This window comes from Pseudomonas yangonensis (genome assembly GCF_009932725.1).
In the GTDB taxonomy this organism is placed as follows: Bacteria; Pseudomonadota; Gammaproteobacteria; order Pseudomonadales; family Pseudomonadaceae; genus Aquipseudomonas; species Aquipseudomonas yangonensis.
In genome coordinates this window covers 105,988-122,593 of record NZ_BLJU01000018.1, presented here as the reverse complement: position 1 = coordinate 122,593, position 16,606 = coordinate 105,988, and the positions used below count along the sequence as shown (strand labels likewise).

The 16,606-nt window shown below is 62.7% G+C and carries 13 protein-coding genes; 9 read left to right on the top strand and 4 right to left on the bottom strand.

Features of this window, described 5'->3' with window-relative positions; genetic code table 11:
- The first annotated feature begins 2 nt into the window (after positions 1–2).
- Positions 3–1,154 carry a MalM family protein gene (locus tag GYB81_RS17900; RefSeq protein ID WP_161867042.1) on the top strand — a complete coding sequence of 384 codons (1,152 nt, stop codon included), beginning with the start codon at positions 3–5 and terminating at the stop codon, positions 1,152–1,154.
- Positions 1,155–1,213: 59 nt separating this feature from the next.
- Here GYB81_RS17900 and GYB81_RS17895 read toward each other — a convergent pair whose 3' ends face one another.
- Genes GYB81_RS17895 through rloA form a run of 3 tightly spaced genes read right to left on the bottom strand, consistent with a single transcriptional unit; the run spans position 1,214 to position 4,273 of the window.
- A complete protein-coding gene (locus tag GYB81_RS17895; RefSeq protein ID WP_161867043.1) occupies positions 1,214–2,200 on the bottom strand; it encodes an alpha-L-glutamate ligase-like protein in 987 nt (328 codons plus the stop codon).
- Between the two features lie 4 nt (positions 2,201–2,204).
- Positions 2,205–3,731, bottom strand: a complete 1,527-nt coding sequence (gene rloB / locus GYB81_RS17890; RefSeq protein ID WP_161867044.1) for an osmotic stress tolerance membrane protein RloB — start codon at positions 3,729–3,731, stop codon at positions 2,205–2,207.
- A 5-nt stretch (positions 3,732–3,736) separates the two neighbouring features.
- On the bottom strand, positions 3,737–4,273 hold the full coding sequence (gene rloA / locus GYB81_RS17885) for a retropepsin-like aspartic peptidase RloA (protein ID WP_161867045.1): 537 nt from the start codon (positions 4,271–4,273) through the stop codon (positions 3,737–3,739).
- Between the two features lie 304 nt (positions 4,274–4,577).
- On the opposite strand from rloA, the gene GYB81_RS17880 reads away from it, so the two are divergent.
- The 5 genes from GYB81_RS17880 (at position 4,578) to prpF (ending at position 11,413) form a co-directional block, all read left to right on the top strand.
- Complete coding sequence (locus tag GYB81_RS17880; protein WP_161867046.1) at positions 4,578–5,300, top strand: GntR family transcriptional regulator; 723 nt, start codon at positions 4,578–4,580, stop codon at positions 5,298–5,300.
- Positions 5,297–6,184 (top strand): methylisocitrate lyase, encoded by an 888-nt coding sequence (gene prpB / locus GYB81_RS17875; protein WP_161867047.1) that lies wholly within the window; start codon positions 5,297–5,299, stop codon positions 6,182–6,184. The genes GYB81_RS17880 and prpB overlap by 4 nt, the downstream gene beginning before the upstream one ends.
- A 93-nt stretch (positions 6,185–6,277) precedes the next feature.
- Positions 6,278–7,435, top strand: a complete 1,158-nt coding sequence (prpC, locus tag GYB81_RS17870) for a bifunctional 2-methylcitrate synthase/citrate synthase (RefSeq protein ID WP_161867048.1) — start codon at positions 6,278–6,280, stop codon at positions 7,433–7,435.
- 13 nt (positions 7,436–7,448) lie between these two features.
- On the top strand, positions 7,449–10,058 hold the full coding sequence (gene acnD / locus GYB81_RS17865; RefSeq protein WP_161867142.1) for a Fe/S-dependent 2-methylisocitrate dehydratase AcnD: 2,610 nt from the start codon (positions 7,449–7,451) through the stop codon (positions 10,056–10,058).
- A 167-nt stretch (positions 10,059–10,225) separates the two neighbouring features.
- Positions 10,226–11,413, top strand: a complete 1,188-nt coding sequence (gene prpF / locus GYB81_RS17860; protein WP_161867049.1) for a 2-methylaconitate cis-trans isomerase PrpF — start codon at positions 10,226–10,228, stop codon at positions 11,411–11,413.
- A gap of 66 nt (positions 11,414–11,479) precedes the next feature.
- Here the strand turns inward: prpF and ppsR are convergent, their stop codons facing one another.
- Entirely contained in the window at positions 11,480–12,298 is an 819-nt protein-coding gene (gene ppsR, locus GYB81_RS17855) for a posphoenolpyruvate synthetase regulatory kinase/phosphorylase PpsR (protein WP_161867050.1), read from the bottom strand.
- Positions 12,299–12,479: 181 nt separating this feature from the next.
- On the opposite strand from ppsR, the gene ppsA reads away from it, so the two are divergent.
- The 3 genes from ppsA (at position 12,480) to rraA (ending at position 16,604) form a co-directional block, all read left to right on the top strand.
- Positions 12,480–14,852, top strand: coding sequence for a phosphoenolpyruvate synthase (ppsA, locus tag GYB81_RS17850; protein WP_161867051.1), 2,373 nt, complete (start codon positions 12,480–12,482; stop codon positions 14,850–14,852).
- A 153-nt stretch (positions 14,853–15,005) separates the two neighbouring features.
- Entirely contained in the window at positions 15,006–15,995 is a 990-nt protein-coding gene (locus GYB81_RS17845; protein WP_161867052.1) for an alpha/beta fold hydrolase, read from the top strand.
- A gap of 120 nt (positions 15,996–16,115) precedes the next feature.
- Positions 16,116–16,604 (top strand): ribonuclease E activity regulator RraA, encoded by a 489-nt coding sequence (gene rraA, locus GYB81_RS17840; protein ID WP_161867053.1) that lies wholly within the window; start codon positions 16,116–16,118, stop codon positions 16,602–16,604.
- The last annotated feature ends 2 nt before the right edge of the window (positions 16,605–16,606 follow it).

Here is a 16,606-nt window from a genome sequence, read left to right as displayed (position 1 = left end):
CGATGCGCAGTCTGATGATCATCCTGGCCTTGTTGCCCCTGGCACAGGCCACTGCCAGCAGCCGTTACCTGACCTGGGTCGATGATCTGGGACGGGTGCACAACACCTTCGTCGATAGCCGTTTCGCCGAGCAGCAGAGCCAGGCCAAGCGCCGCGCCGAACAAAGCGATCAGGCCCGGCTCGGTGATGGTGGTGCCTGGCCGGGCAGTGCGCCAAGCACGGGGGAGAGCAAGCGCCGCTATTTCACCTGGGTCGATGGTAATGGCCAACTGCAGAACAGTTTCTATGCCGGCGCTCAGGTCGCCGGTGCGTCGGGTCGCGATCAGGTACTGGCCAGCGGCGAGCGGGCAGGGGAGTACATCGACTCGGCGGTGCTGGAGGGGCGAGGATTTGCCCGCGCCAGTTACGACAGCCCGTATTACACCTGGGTCGACGAACAGGGAAGGACGCACAATTCGCCGGTACCCGCCCAGCCGCGGGCAGCTGCTTCCAGCAAGACGGCCTCATCGGTGCGCTACAGCGAGGGCCGGCAGATCGAATTCGAAGGCAGCAGGCCGTCGTTGCCGATGCTCGATGGCCAGCCAACGGCAGCCATGCAGGCGCTGCTCGAGGGCAGCCAGGCGCGCGGCGACAACCTGTATAGCGAGTTGTCGCTCCGCTGCTGCGGGCAGTTGCGCGATAGTGACTTCAGCGTGCTGTCGGCACAGGAGCCACGCTACGAAGAGCTGGATCGTTTCTCGCCCAGCTTCGACTTTCCCATGGGGCGCAGTTACTACGCAGCATTGAAACTGCCGGCGTCGCGGCAAAGCTATGGATTGCGTGTGCGCAGTTTCGCCAACCGCCAGGTGGTCTATCCGTCGCTGCTGTTTCTCGATGAGGCCAAGCGGCCAACGCGCCTGGTCAGCGACGCGGTGTATCAGCTGCACCCGGAAACCTGGTACCGCTACGCCTTCATCGAGGGCACGGTGCAGGTGCGCGCTGAACGTGGCGAGCGCTATGTACTGCTGATCACTACTGATGAGGATCGAAGCCTGCAGACGCTGGACAACAAACCGTTCAAGCGGCCGTTGCAGGATCTGGCAGTGGATGCGGCGGGCATGCAGCGGCATGCGCATGCGGACGAAGGGGCGTTCGAGCTGGCGATCGTGCGTTGAGCCAGTCTTGGGCGCGCCAGGTCGGGGCGACCTGGCGCGACGCTAACGGTAGCCGAGTGTCAGACTTCCTTGCTGACGATATGGCCAAACAGCTCCTGCGAGAAACGCACGCGCTCCTCGGCGTCTTCCTGAATGCCCTTGGCTTTCAGTTCTTCCAGGCGGGCTTCCACGGCGTGGGCGCGATGGGTCAGACCGCAGTCGTTGGCGATCTGGATATTCAGGCCGGGGCGGGCGTTGAGCTCAAGAATCAGCGGGCCCTTGTCCTGGTCCAGCACCATGTCCACACCGATGTAACCCAGGCCGCACAACTCGTAACAGCCGGCGGCGAGTTTCATGAAGCCGTCCCAGTTCGGCAGTTGCACACCGTCCACCGCGTTGGTGGTGTCCGGGTGCTTGCTGATCTTGTTGTTCAGCCAGGTGCCGCGCAGGGTTACGCCGGTGGCCAGATCCACACCCACGCCGATGGCGCCCTGGTGCAGGTTGGCCTTGCCGTTGGACTGGCGCGTCGGCAGACGTAGCATGGCCATCACCGGGTAACCCATCAGCACGATGATGCGGATATCCGGCACGCCTTCGTAACTGATGCTCTTGAAGATGGTATCCGGTGTCACGCGGTACTCGATCAGCGCGCGGTCACGGTGGCCACCGAGTGAGTACAGGCCGGAAAGGATGCTGGAAATCTGCTGCTCCAGCTCCTCATGGCTGACGATCTTGCCGGAAACCGTCTTGAAGCGATCCTCGAAACGGTCGGCGACGACCATGATGCCGTCGCCACCGGCGCCCTGCGCCGGCTTGATGACGAAGTCAGTGCGCCCGGCGATGATCTCGTCGAGCTTGTCGATCTCCTTCTCGGTTTCGATGATGCCGTACAGTTCCGGCACATCGATGCCGGCCTCGATGGCCCGCTCCTTGGTGATGATCTTGTCGTCGACGATCGGGTACAGGTGCCGTTTGTTGTACTTCAGCACGTAGTCCGCGTTGCGTCGGTTGATGCCCATGATGCCTTTGGCTTCAAGGGCCTTCCACGTCTTGATCAGGCCGAACATGGTCTTAGTCCTTGAGGAAGGCTTTGAAGCGGAACAGCTCGGTCAGGCGGTAGCCGCGGTAACGACCCATCGCCAGCATGAAACCCACCAGGATCAGCAGGACCGCCGGGAAGGTGAACACGAAGTACACCAGCTCCGGAACCATCATCAGCAGGTGCGCGATGGTGGCGGCGAACAGGGTGCCGATGGCGACCTTGAAGGCATGGCTGCCGCCGCGTTCTTCCCAGGTGATCGACAGGCGTTCGATGGTCATGGTCAAAATCACCATCGGGAACAGCGCTACCGACAGACCGCGCTCCAGGCCCAGCTTGTGGCTGAACAGGCTGATGGCGGCGATCAGCACCACGACGAAGGTCAGCACCACCGACAGGCGCGGCAGCATCTGCAGCTTCAGGTGCTCCAGATAGGAGCGTAGCGAGAGGCCGAGCGTGGTGATCACGGTGAACAGGAAGATGCCGAAGCCCAGCTGGGTTTCGCGGAAGGCCAGGGCGATCAGTACCGGGGTGAAAGTGCCCAGGGTCTGCAGGCCGCCGAGGTTGCGCAGGATGAGGATGACCAGCACGCCGATCGGGATCATGACCATGATCATGAAGGTCTGCTGGGTCTGCAGCGGCAGGCCGTACAGCGAGTATTCGAGGAAGCTGGCGTCGGTGTTCTCGTCGGTCAGCTTGGCCAGGCGGATGGCGTTCATCTCGCTGTTGTTCAGGCTGAAGCTGACTTGTGCCTGGCGCCCGCCCTCGAGGCTGACCAGCTCTTCGTCACCTATCCACCACACCAGACGATCGGCCGGCAGCCCTTGCTCGCCGGTCTCCGGGTTGAAGTAGAGCCATTTCTGGCCGTTGAAGCTGCGCAGCCACAGCTCGGGCGACTGCGCGACCTCGGCCTGCAGGCGAATGGTGTGCACGCGCTCCATCGGTACGTGGGCGATGGACAGCAACAGGTCGACTACCTTGGCCTTGTTGGCGGTGGATGCGTCGCCGCCCAGCAGCAGCTTGACGTTGTCGTCGTTGACGTTGTTGGCGCGCTTGATGGTTTCGCTGATGAAGGTCTCGACATCCGCCGAGTGCTGGCGGATCGGCGCGAGCAATGCTTCTGCGGCAATTTTCTCGGGGCCTTCTACCGGCAGGCTGTCACGGAAGATCGGGCCTTTGGCGGGTGGCTGCTCACCGCTGTAACGCTTGGTCAGGACCAGGCGATAGTAGAGGGTCTGCTTGCCGCTGGCGCGACGGGCCGACCAGGTGACGCGGCGGTTGCCGTCGACACGGTTGACGCTGACGCCATAGTTGTTGGAGATGAAGCTCTCGTTGAGGCTCACGTAATCCTGGTTCAGCGGCGGCACGAACATCTGCAGTTTCACCGGCTCGCGCGGGGTCGCCTGAAATTCGACCTTGGCGTCGATGTTCCACAGATCGTCGGTCTCGTCTTCGGTCACCGGGATGCCGAGGATGAAGATTTGGTATGCCGTAATCAGAACGCCCAGAGTCACCAGCAGGGTGATCAGGACTTTCAGATGCAGGTTCAGAGAGCGCATGGGAATTACTCGCCAGGGGTTGCGTCGTCGGTGCAGTCGGGTTTGCCGGCCGCGTATTTAAGGCTTGGATCGACCATGGCTTCGAAGTGCTTGAGCGCTTCGGAGCCGATCAAAAGCGGGTATTGGAATGCGCTTCGGTCGGTCAAGTTCACTTCGATCGTGCGCAGGGTTTGCCCCATGCACAGTTCAAGGTCGATTACCGGGCGTGCCGTATAAGTCTTGTCTTCTTCGGGATCGAAGTCGCCTGCCCGGCGTTTGATCTTGCTGATGCGCGCCAGCGGACGCTCGATGGTTCGCTCGTGAGCGTCATCGATGGCCAGCACGAAACGCACCCAGGTTTCTCCGTCACGCTTGAAGCGTTTGATGTCGCGGGCGCTGAGGGACGCCGTCTTGGCGCCGGTGTCGAGCTTGGCGGCTACCTGCAGGTCCAGTTCCTCTATGTGAATGTATTCGTTCAGGCCATAGATCGACTTGCCCATGGCCAGAGCCGGGCAGGACAAGGTCAGCAGGCAGAGCAACAAGGAGAAGGGTTTCAGTCTCATGTGTCCTTGAGAAGGTATTGCCAGGGGCGGGTGAGCAACAGTGTCTGGCGGCAGACTGCCATATAACTATCTGCCGGGAAGTCTAGCAGGCATGGCAGAAGGCGTTAGCCGGGCGTAAGTGCGCGGATTCTAACATGGGGATTTTCCGTGCTAACAGCAGGTTATGTAGCTTTCTGCAAGTAAGGTCAAGGCTCGACTGGCTCGACATTCATAAAATATTGTCGACAATACTTTGGTCGGCTTTGACGATTTTGGCTTTGTGGCGTAGTTTTGTTGCCACTGAAAGCTCTTGGTGTCGACAATCATGCTGCTTGAATCGGAAGCGCCCACATCGCCTCAGGTGGATTCGGAAACACTTTCCGAACATGTTTTCCGCCTGATCCAGGCTGCCATCGTCAAAGGTGATATCGCCCCCGGCAGCAAGATCTCCGAGCCTGAGTTGGCGCGTACCTACGGCATCAGCCGCGGCCCGTTGCGTGAGGCGATCCATCGCCTGGAAGGGCAGAAGCTGCTGGTGCGCGTGCCGCATGTGGGCGCGCGCGTTGTATCGCTCAGCCATGCCGAACTGGTAGAGCTGTACGAGATCCGCGAATCCCTCGAAGGCATGGCCTGTCGTCTGGCCGCCGAACGCATGACCCAGCAGGAGATCGACGAGCTGCGCCGGGTGCTGGAGTTGCACGAGCAGGACGCCGCCTTCAAGGCGGGCGTCGGCTACTACCAGCAGGAAGGCGACTTCGACTTCCACTACCGGATCATCCAGGGCAGCGGTAACCGCACCCTGGCCAAACTGCTGTGTGACGAGCTCTACCAGCTGGTGCGCATGTACCGTCTGCAGTTCTCCGCCACGCCCAATCGGCCGCACCAGGCCTTCGCCGAACATCACCGCATTCTCGATGCCATCGCCGAACGTGACGGCGAACTGGCCGAACTGCTGATGCGCCGCCACATCGGCGCCTCCAAGCGCAATATCGAGCGCCACTACAAGGAAGCGCTCGCCACTTCATCCAAGCCCCGAGGTGATACATGACTCAGCTTTCCGCCGGCCAGCGCTTCCGCCAGGCCCTCGCCGAAGAGCAACCGCTGCAGGTAATCGGCGCGATCAACGCCAACCATGCGCTGCTGGCCAAGCGCGCAGGCTTTCGTGCCATCTACCTGTCCGGTGGTGGTGTCGCGGCCGGCTCGCTCGGGCTGCCGGACCTGGGTATCAATACCCTCGATGACGTGCTCACCGACGTACGCCGCATTACCGATGTCTGCGACCTGCCGCTGCTGGTAGACATCGACACCGGCTTCGGACCTTCGGCCTTCAACATCGAGCGCACCGTCAAGAACCTGATCAAGGCTGGCGCCGCCGCTGCGCATATCGAAGACCAGGTCGGTGCCAAGCGTTGCGGTCACCGTCCGGGCAAGGAAATCGTTTCCACCGAGGAAATGTGCGATCGCGTGCGCGCTGCTGCTGACGCCAAGACCGACCCGGACTTCTTCCTCATCGCCCGCACCGATGCGATCCAGGCCGAGGGTGTGGACGCCGCCATCGAGCGTTGCCAGGCCTACGTCGAGGCCGGTGCCGATGGCATCTTCGCCGAGGCGGCCTACGATCTGCCCACTTACAAGCGCTTCGTCGAGGCGTTGAAGGTGCCGGTGCTGGCCAATATCACCGAATTCGGTGCCACGCCGCTGTTCACCCGCGAGGAGCTGGCTTCGGTCGGGGTGGCCATCCAGCTTTACCCGCTGTCGGCGTTCCGCGCGGCGAACAAGGCGGCAGAAAGTGTCTACACCTCGATCCGCCAGAACGGCCACCAGAAGGACGTGATCGAGCTGATGCAGACCCGCGCCGAGCTGTACGACCGTATCGGCTACCACGCCTTCGAGCAGAAGCTCGACGCGCTGTTTGCCGCCGGCAAGAAATAAGGCTGTAGCCCGGATGCAATCCGGCGGTTGGTTGGCGTGGTTGCCGGATTGCTGTCTGGCCACGCACCTAGAACAAGAGATAAGGAGATGACCATGAGCTCGACTGAAACCACTCCAGGCTTCAAGCCGAAGAAATCCGTCGCCCTGAGCGGCACCGCCGCCGGCAACACCGCGCTGTGCACCGTTGGCCGCACCGGTAACGACCTGCACTACCGCGGCTATGACGTGCTCGATTTTGCCAATCGCTGCGAGTTCGAGGAAATCGCCCACCTGCTGGTGCACGGCAAACTGCCCAACGTCGCCGAACTGGCCGGCTACAGGGCCAAGCTCAAGGCCCTGCGCGGCCTGCCGGCCGGGGTCAAGGCCGCGCTGGAACAACTGCCGCCCTCGGCGCACCCGATGGACGTGATGCGCACCGCCGTGTCCGTACTCGGCTGTCTGGCCCCGGAGAAGGACGACCATAACCACCCCGGCGCCCGCGACATTGCCGACAAGCTGATGGCCTCTCTGGGGTCGGCGCTGTTGTACTGGTATCACTACAGCCACAACGGCAAGCGCATCGACGTGGAAACTGACGACGACTCCATCGGCGGACATTTCCTGCACCTGCTGCACGGCGAGAAGCCGCGCGAGTCCTGGGTGCGCGCCATGCACACCTCGCTCAACCTGTATGCCGAGCACGAGTTCAACGCCTCCACCTTCACTTCGCGGGTGATCGCCGGCACCGGCTCCGACCTGTTCAGCTGCATCGCCGGCGCCATCGGCGCGCTGCGCGGGCCCAAGCACGGCGGCGCCAACGAGGTGGCCTTCGAGGTGCAGAAGCGCTACGACAGCCCGGACGAAGCCGAGGCCGACATCCGCGAGCGGGTAGGGCGCAAGGAAGTGGTGATCGGCTTCGGTCACCCGGTCTACACCGTCAGCGATCCACGCAACAAGGTGATCAAGGAAGTGGCCCGCGAGCTGTCCCTAGAGCAGGGCAACACCAAGATGTATGACATCGCCGAGCGTCTGGAAAGCGTGATGTGGGAGATCAAGAAGATGTTCCCCAACCTCGACTGGTTCAGCGCCGTGAGCTACCACATGATGGGTGTGCCCACCGCCATGTTCACCCCGCTGTTCGTCATCGCCCGCACCGCCGGCTGGTCCGCCCACGTCATCGAGCAACGTATCGACGGCAAGATCATCCGCCCGAGCGCCAACTACACAGGCCCAGAAGACCTGAAGTTCGTGCCGCTCAAGGACCGTAAATAAGATGAATGACACCGTGAATAGCCAATACCGCAAGCGCCTGCCCGGCACCGCGCTGGATTACTTCGATGCCCGTGAGGCGGTCGAGGCGATCCAGGCCGGCGCCTGGGACAAGCTGCCCTACACCTCGCGCGTGCTCGCCGAGCAGCTGGTGCGCCGCTGCGATCCGCAGGATCTGACTGCCTCGCTGGAACAACTGGTCTATCGCAAGCGCGACCTGGACTTTCCCTGGTACCCGGCGCGCGTGGTCTGCCACGACATCCTCGGCCAGACCGCGCTGGTCGACCTGGCCGGCCTGCGCGATGCCATCGCCGAGCAGGGCGGTGACCCGTCCAAGGTCAACCCGGTGGTGCCGACCCAGCTGATCGTCGATCACTCGCTGGCCGTCGAGGCGCCCGGCTTCGACCCGGACGCCTTCGAGAAGAACCGCGCCATCGAAGATCGCCGCAACGAGGATCGCTTCCACTTCATCGACTGGACCAAGACCGCGTTCAAAAACGTCGACGTGATCCCGGCCGGCAACGGCATCATGCACCAGATCAACCTGGAGAAGATGAGCCCGGTGATCCAGGCGCGCGGCGGCATCGCCTTCCCCGATACCTGCGTCGGCACCGACTCGCATACCCCGCACGTCGATGCCCTGGGCGTGATCGCCATAGGTGTCGGCGGCCTGGAGGCCGAGACCGTGATGCTCGGCCATCCGTCGATGATGCGTCTGCCCGATATCGTCGGCGTCGAGCTGACCGGCAAGCGTCAGCCGGGCATCACCGCCACCGATATCGTCCTGGCGCTGACCGAGTTCCTGCGCAAGGAGCGCGTGGTTGGTGCCTGGGTCGAGTTCTTCGGCGAGGGTGCCGACAGCCTGTCCATCGGCGACCGCGCCACCATCTCCAACATGTGCCCGGAGTACGGCGCCACCGCCGCGATGTTCTATATCGACGGCCAGACCATCGACTACCTCAAGCTCACCGGCCGCGAGCCGGAGCAGGTGGCGCTGGTGGAAAACTACGCCAGGACCACCGGTCTGTGGGCCAACGCCCTGCAGGGCGCCGAGTACGAGCGGGTGCTGAGTTTCGATCTGTCCACCGTGGTGCGTAACCTGGCCGGGCCGTCCAACCCGCACAGGCGGCTGCCGACCTCGGCGTTGCACGAGCGCGGCATCGCCGACGAGGCCAAGCTGGCGGCAGGCAGGGCCGAAGAGGCTGAGGGCCTGATGCCTGACGGTGCGGTGATCATCGCTGCCATCACCAGCTGCACCAACACCTCCAACCCGCGCAACGTGGTCGCTGCCGGTCTGCTGGCGAAAAAGGCCAACGAGCTGGGCCTGGTGCGCAAGCCCTGGGTGAAGACGTCGTTCGCACCGGGCTCGAAGGTCGCCAAGCTGTATCTGGAAGAGGCCGGCCTGCTGCCGGAGCTGGAGAAGCTCGGCTTCGGCATCGTCGCCTACGCCTGCACCACCTGCAACGGCATGTCCGGCGCGCTGGATCCTGCGATCCAGAAGGAAATCATCGAGCGCGACCTGTACGCCACCGCCGTGCTCTCGGGCAACCGCAACTTCGACGGGCGCATCCACCCGTACGCCAAGCAGGCCTTCCTCGCTTCGCCGCCGCTGGTGGTGGCCTACGCCATCGCCGGTACCGTGCGCTTCGATATCGAGCAGGATGTGCTCGGCCATGATGCGGCTGGCAATCCCGTGACGCTCAAGGACCTCTGGCCGAGCGACGAGGAAATCGACGCCATAGTCGCCTCCAGCGTCAAGCCCGAGCAGTTCAAGCAGATCTACATCCCGATGTTCGACCTCGGGACGGTGAAGGAGGCCGAGAGTCCGCTGTACGACTGGCGGCCGATGTCCACCTATATCCGCCGCCCGCCCTACTGGGAAGGCGCGCTGGCCGGCGAGCGTACGCTCAAGGGCATGCGGCCGCTGGCGATCCTGCCGGACAACATCACCACCGATCACCTGTCGCCGTCCAACGCCATTCTGGCGGACTCGGCTGCCGGTGAGTACCTGGCGAAAATGGGCCTGCCGGAAGAGGACTTCAACTCCTACGCCACCCACCGCGGCGATCACCTGACCGCCCAGCGCGCCACCTTCGCCAACCCGCAACTGGTCAACGAAATGGCCGTGGTCGACGGGCAGGTGAAGAAGGGTTCGCTGGCGCGCGTGGAACCCGAGGGCCAGGTGATGCGCATGTGGGAAGCCATCGAAACCTACATGAACCGCAAGCAGAACCTGATCATCATTGCCGGTGCCGACTATGGCCAAGGGTCATCGCGGGACTGGGCGGCCAAGGGCGTGCGCCTGGCGGGGGTGGAAGTGATCGTGGCCGAAGGCTTCGAGCGCATCCACCGCACCAACCTGGTGGGCATGGGCGTGCTGCCGGTGGAGTTCAAGCCGGGCACCACCCGCCTGACCCTGGGCCTGGACGGCACCGAGACCTATGACGTGGAAGGCGACATTTCGCCGCGCTGCGACCTGACCCTGGTGGTCAATCGCCGCAACGGCGAGGTGGTCCGGGTGCCGGTGACCTGCCGCCTGGATACGGCGGCGGATGTCAACGTGTACAAGGCCGGCGGCGTGCTGCAGCGCTTCGCCAAGGACTTCCTCGAAGGCGCGGTGGCTTGATGTAACGACCTGCCCGCGAGCGGGCAGGTGCACTCTGTGGGAGCGAGCTCTGCTCGCGAATCGCCGCGCAACGAAGCTTCGTTCGCGAGCAGAGCTCGCTCCTACGAAAAGCCGGTAGCCCGGATGAAATCCGGGGAGCACCATCATTCCCTATCAGGACTGCAGCTATGGCTTATCTGCCGCAAGTAAAAATCCCCGCCACCTATATGCGTGGCGGCACCAGTAAAGGCGTGTTCTTCCGCCTCCAGGATCTGCCCGAGCGCTGTCAGGTGCCGGGCCAGGCCCGCGACAAACTCTTCATGCGCGTAATCGGCAGCCCCGATCCGTACGCCGCGCATATCGACGGCATGGGCGGCGCCACCTCGAGCACCTCCAAATGCGTGATCCTGTCGAAAAGCAGCCAGCCCGAGCACGACGTCGATTACCTCTACGGCCAGGTGTCCATCGACAAGGCTTTCGTCGACTGGAGCGGCAACTGCGGCAACCTGTCCACGGCGGCTGGCGCCTTCGCCATCCATGCCGGCCTGGTCGATCCCGCGCGGATTCCCGAGAACGGCACCTGCGTGGTGCGCATCTGGCAGGCCAATATCCAGAAAACCATCATCGCTCATGTGCCGGTCACTGATGCCCAGGTGCAGGAAACCGGTGACTTCGAGCTGGACGGCGTGACCTTCCCGGCGGCGGAGACCGTGCTGGAGTTCCTCGACCCGTCCGACGACGGCGAGGAGGGCGGCTCGATGTTCCCCACCGGTAACCTGGTCGATGACCTCCAAGTGCCGGGCATCGGTACCTTCAAGGCGACCATGATCACCGCCGGTATTCCGACTATCTTCGTCAATGCCCAAGACATCGGTTATCAGGGCACCGAGCTGCGTGAGGCCATCAACGGCGACCCGGCGCAACTGGCGCGTTTCGAGCAGATCCGCATCGCCGGTGCACTGCGCATGGGGCTGATCAAAACGGCCGAGGAGGCTGCGACACGTCAGCACACCCCGAAGATCGCCTTCGTCAGCCCGGCCAAGGACTACCGCACGTCCAGCGGCAAGGACGTGAAAGCCGGCGAGGTCGATCTGCTGGTGCGTGCGCTGTCCATGGGCAAGCTGCACCACGCGATGATGGGCACCTGCGCGGTGGCCATCGGTACTGCGGCGGCGATTCCGGGCACGCTGGTCAACCTGGCCGCTGGTGGCGGCGAGCGCGAGGCGGTGCGTTTCGGTCATCCGTCCGGCACCCTGCGTGTCGGCGCCCAGGCCAGGCAGGTCGACGGCCAGTGGACGGTGACCAAGGCGGTGATGAGTCGCAGCGCACGCATCCTGATGGAAGGCTGGGTGCGGGTGCCCGCTGAAAGTTTCTAGGTTCCGAAATGAGAAAAGGCTCGAAGTTTCGAGCCTTTTTCCTTTTTAAACAGGTGCTTGCGGCAGTTACTTGAGGCGCCTTTCAACGCCTTTTTCCACCAGGATCTTGGCAGAGATCTCCTCCACCGAGAAATGCGTGGAGTTGATGAAAGCGATGTTTTCACGACGGAACAGACTCTCCACTTCGCGCACTTCGAACTCGCACTGGGCGTAGCTGGCATAGCGGCTGTTGGGTTTGCGCTCGTGGCGGATGGCGGTGAGGCGATCCGGATCGATGGTCAGGCCGAACAGTTTTTCGCGGTACTTTTTCAGCGAATCGGGCAGCTGCAGGCGCTCCATGTCGTCTTCGGTCAGCGGGTAATTGGCAGCGCGAATGCCGTACTGCATGGCCATGTACAGGCAGGTGGGCGTTTTGCCGCAGCGCGAAACACCGACCAGAATCAGATCGGCCTTGTCGTAATAGTGGGTACGCGCACCGTCGTCGTTATCCAGGGCGAAGTTCACCGCCTCGATACGCTCCATATAGTTGGAATTCTGGCCAATGGAGTGCGACTTGCCGACGGAGTAGGAGGAGTGCGAACTCAGTTCCTGCTCCAGAGGTGAGAGAAAGGTGGAGAAGATATCGATCATGAAACCATTTGCGGTATCGAGGATCGCACGAATATCGCGATTGACGATGGTGTCGAAGATGATCGGACGTACGCCGTCCCTTTCGGCGGCAGCATCGATTTGTTGTACCATGGCGCGCGCTTTATCGACACTGTCGATATAAGGACGCGTAAGTTTCGTGAATTGAATATTCTCGAACTGCGCGAGCAAGCTCTGACCCAGGGTTTCGGCCGTGATGCCGGTGCCATCGGAGATGAAGAAAGCGGTTCGTTTCATTTGCGCCAAAGGCCTTAAGCTGAGATCGATTCTTGGCTATGATAGGCCGCGTTTTTAGCCGGCCCCACGGGGTTTAGGCATTGTTACTTATTCAAGGGCAAGGCCACAATCGCGCGACTTCGGTCGCTCGACATTGCGCAGCCCACTAAGCTTTTCCAACACTGTTAGTGGAGAGATCACCTTGGTAGAGTACGTAGTTTCCCTCGATAAGCTCGGCGTCCACGATGTAGAGCATGTGGGGGGCAAAAACGCATCCCTCGGCGAGATGATCAGCAACCTGGCAGGTGCCGGCGTCTCGGTTCCAGGCGGTTTCGCCACTACGGCTCAGGCCTATCGCGACTTCCTCGAGCAAAGCGGCCTGAACGCTCAGATCCACGCTGCCCTCGACGCGCTCGACGTCGATGACGTCAACGCCCTGGCCAAGACCGGCGCACAGATTCGCCAGTGGGTGATGGAAGCCGACTTCCCGGCCGAGCTGGACAAGCAGATTCGTGAAGCCTTCGCCACCATGAGCGCCGGCAACGACAATATGGCCGTGGCCGTGCGTTCCTCTGCCACCGCCGAAGACCTGCCGGACGCCTCCTTTGCCGGCCAGCAGGAAACCTTCCTCAACATCCGCGGCGTGGACAATGTGATCCGCGCCACCAAGGAAGTCTTCGCCTCCCTGTTCAACGACCGTGCCATCGCCTACCGCGTGCATCAGGGCTTCGACCACAAGCTGGTCGCCCTGTCCGCTGGCGTGCAGCGCATGGTGCGCTCGGAAACCGGCACCGCTGGTGTGATGTTCACCCTCGATACCGAGTCCGGCTTCCGTGACGTGGTGTTCATCACCGGCGCCTACGGCCTCGGCGAGACCGTGGTGCAAGGCGCGGTCAACCCCGACGAATTCTACGTGCACAAGCCGACCCTGGAAGCGGGCCGCCCGGCGATCCTGCGTCGCAACCTGGGCAGCAAGGCGATCAAGATGATCTACGGCGACGAGGCCAAGGCCGGTCGTTCGGTCAAGACCGTCGAAGTCGACCGCGCCGAGCGTGCGCGCTTCTGCATCACCGATGCCGAGGTCAGCGAGCTGGCCAAGCAGGCGCTGATCATCGAGAAACACTACGGCCGCCCGATGGACATCGAGTGGGCCAAAGACGGTGATGACGGCAAGCTGTACATCGTGCAGGCCCGTCCGGAAACCGTGAAGAGCCGCTCCAGCGCCACCGTGATGGAGCGCTACCTGCTGAAAGAGAAGGGTACCGTGCTGGTCGAAGGCCGCGCCATCGGGCAGCGCATCGGCGCCGGCAAGGTGCGGGTGATCCACGACGTGTCCGAGATGGACAAGGTGCAGCCGGGCGACGTGCTGGTCTCCGACATGACCGACCCGGATTGGGAGCCGGTGATGAAGCGCGCCAGCGCCATCGTCACCAACCGCGGTGGTCGTACCTGCCACGCGGCGATCATCGCCCGTGAGCTGGGCATTCCGGCCGTGGTCGGCTGCGGCAACGCCACCAGCGTGCTGAAGGATGGCCAGGGTGTCACCGTCTCCTGCGCCGAGGGCGATACCGGGTTCATCTTCGAAGGCGAACTGGGCTTCGACATTCGCAAGAACTCGGTCGATGCCATGCCCGAACTGCCGTTCAAGATCATGATGAACGTCGGCAACCCGGACCGCGCCTTCGACTTCGCCCAGCTGCCCAACGAGGGTGTAGGCCTGGCCCGCCTGGAATTCATCATCAACCGCATGATCGGCGTGCACCCCAAGGCACTGCTGAACTTCTCCAGCCTGCCGCCGGAGATCAAGGACAGTGTCGAGAAGCGCGTCGCCGGCTACGGTGACCCCGTCGACTTCTACGTCGAGAAGCTGGTCGAGGGCATCAGCACCCTGGCCGCCGCCTTCTGGCCGAAGAAGGTCATCGTGCGCCTGTCGGACTTCAAGTCCAACGAATACGCCAACCTGATCGGCGGCAAACTGTACGAGCCGGAAGAAGAAAACCCGATGCTGGGCTTCCGCGGTGCCTCGCGTTACATCAGCGAATCCTTCCGCGACTGCTTCGAGCTGGAATGCCGTGCGCTGAAGAAAGTGCGCAACGAGATGGGCCTGACCAACGTCGAAATCATGGTGCCCTTCGTGCGTACCCTGGGCGAGGCCTCGCAAGTGGTCGAGCTGCTGGCCAGCAATGGCCTGGCCCGCGGTCAGGATGGTCTGAAAGTCATCATGATGTGCGAGCTGCCGTCCAACGCGCTGCTGGCCGAGGAGTTCCTGGAGTTCTTCGACGGCTTCTCCATCGGTTCCAACGACCTGACCCAGCTGACCCTGGGCCTGGACCGCGACTCCGGTATCGTCGCCCACCTGTTCGACGAGCGTAATCCGGCCGTGAAGAAGCTGCTGGCCAACGCCATCGCTGCCTGCAACAAGGCCGGCAAGTACATCGGTATTTGCGGTCAGGGCCCGTCGGACCACCCGGATCTGGCCAAGTGGCTGATGGAACAGGGCATCGAAAGCGTGTCGCTGAACCCGGATTCGGTACTCGATACCTGGTTCTTCCTGGCCGAAGCGCAGCCTGCCTGATACCAGTCGCCGAACCAGCAGAAGGGCGGGTCGAACCCGCCCTTTTTTGCTGGTCACTCCCGAGCCGTCGCCAGCGATTCGAACGTCGCTCCGGCGGCTTTTTATGGGCTTCGTTTCTCTTTGTGGCACAGCGCCATTGCGGTTCTCCGATCCATGCAAAGCAGTAGTGAGCTTTTCCCCGTTGCTCTGATCAGCGCCGAACTACGCCGTGACCTCAGCGAAGACGTCTATCTCCTCAAACCCAACAACAGCCCGGACTCCAGCGTCGAGCTGGCGCTGACACGTGTGGGGTTGGGAGGTGCCGAAGCCGCGCGCGGTGTGCCCGTGGTGTTGCTGCATGGCAGTTTTTCCAACCGACGTTTCTGGTATTCGCCGAAAGGCATCGGCCTGGGCGCTTACCTGGCGCGTGCCGGGTTTGACGTGTGGATCGCCGAAATGCGTGGCCACGGCCTGTCGCCACGCAACGAAGGCTATCGCGACAATAACGTCGCCCAGTACGTGCGCTACGACCTGCCTGCCATCGCGGCTTTCATCTTCGAACAGACCGGGCAGCCTGCTCACTGGATCGGTCACTCCCTGGGCGGGGTGATTCTGGCTGCAGCGCTGGGTGGTGGTTCCCTCGGACAAGCGCGCGTTCGCTCGGCAGCATTGTTCGGCAGTCAGATCAGCCGTATCTACTGGCCGCTCAAGGTGCCGCCGGTGGAGTGGGGCGCACGCCTGCTGCTGCGTGCCTTTCCCTATCTTTCCGGGCGGCGCCTGAAGCGCGGGCCTGAAGATGAGCCGATCGGTCTGGCGCTGGAAACCCTGCGCTGGCTCAGGTTGTTCGGGCGTTTCGGTGATGGTGAGCAGGACTGGTGGGCGGGGCTCGCTCAGGTCCACGTACCGGTGCTGGCCGTGGCGGCTGCAGCCGATCATCAGGATCCGGCCTGGGCCTGCCGCAAACTTCTGGAGCAATGCAGCGCTGCGCCGAGGCATTTTCTGCTGCTGGGCAAGGACAAGGGCTTTAGCAGCGACTTCGGGCATATCGAAATGCTGGTCAGCAAGGAAGCGCAGCGCGAAGTCTGGCCGCTGGTCGAGCAGTGGCTGCAGCATCTGCAGCTGCCAAGTGAATGTGCCGAGCAAGTCTCTGTCGCGGGTGTCTGAGCTGTCGTAACGTTTCTTCGGCGGGTGCTTACCGGTAATATGTGACGCCTCGTGCGTCGATGGTCATTTCCGGGGCTGTCGCTTGCTTGCCGTTCATCCATTGTCGAAAGGAGTTCCGTCATGCATTACATCACCCCTGATCTGTGCGATGCCTATCCAGAGCTGGTCCAGGTCGTCGAGCCGATGTTCGCCAACTATGGTGGCCGCGACTCCTTCGGCGGGCAGATCGTCACCATCAAGTGCCATGAAGACAACTCGCTGGTCAAGGAGCAGGTCGATCTGCCCGGCCAGGGCAAGGTGCTGGTCGTCGATGGCGGCGGTTCGCTGCGTCGTGCGCTGCTGGGCGACATGCTGGCCGAGAAAGCCGCCAGGAATGGCTGGGAAGGCATCGTGGTGTACGGCTGCATTCGTGACGTCGACGTGATCGCGCAGACTGACCTGGGCGTGCAGGCGCTGGCCAGCCACCCGATGAAGACCGACAAGCGCGGTATCGGTGACCTGAATGTGCCGGTTACCTTTGGCGGCGTGACCTTCAAACCGGGCGAGTACCTGTATGCCGACAACAACGGCGTGATCGTGTCCCCGCAAGCTCTGAACATGCCGGAATAAGC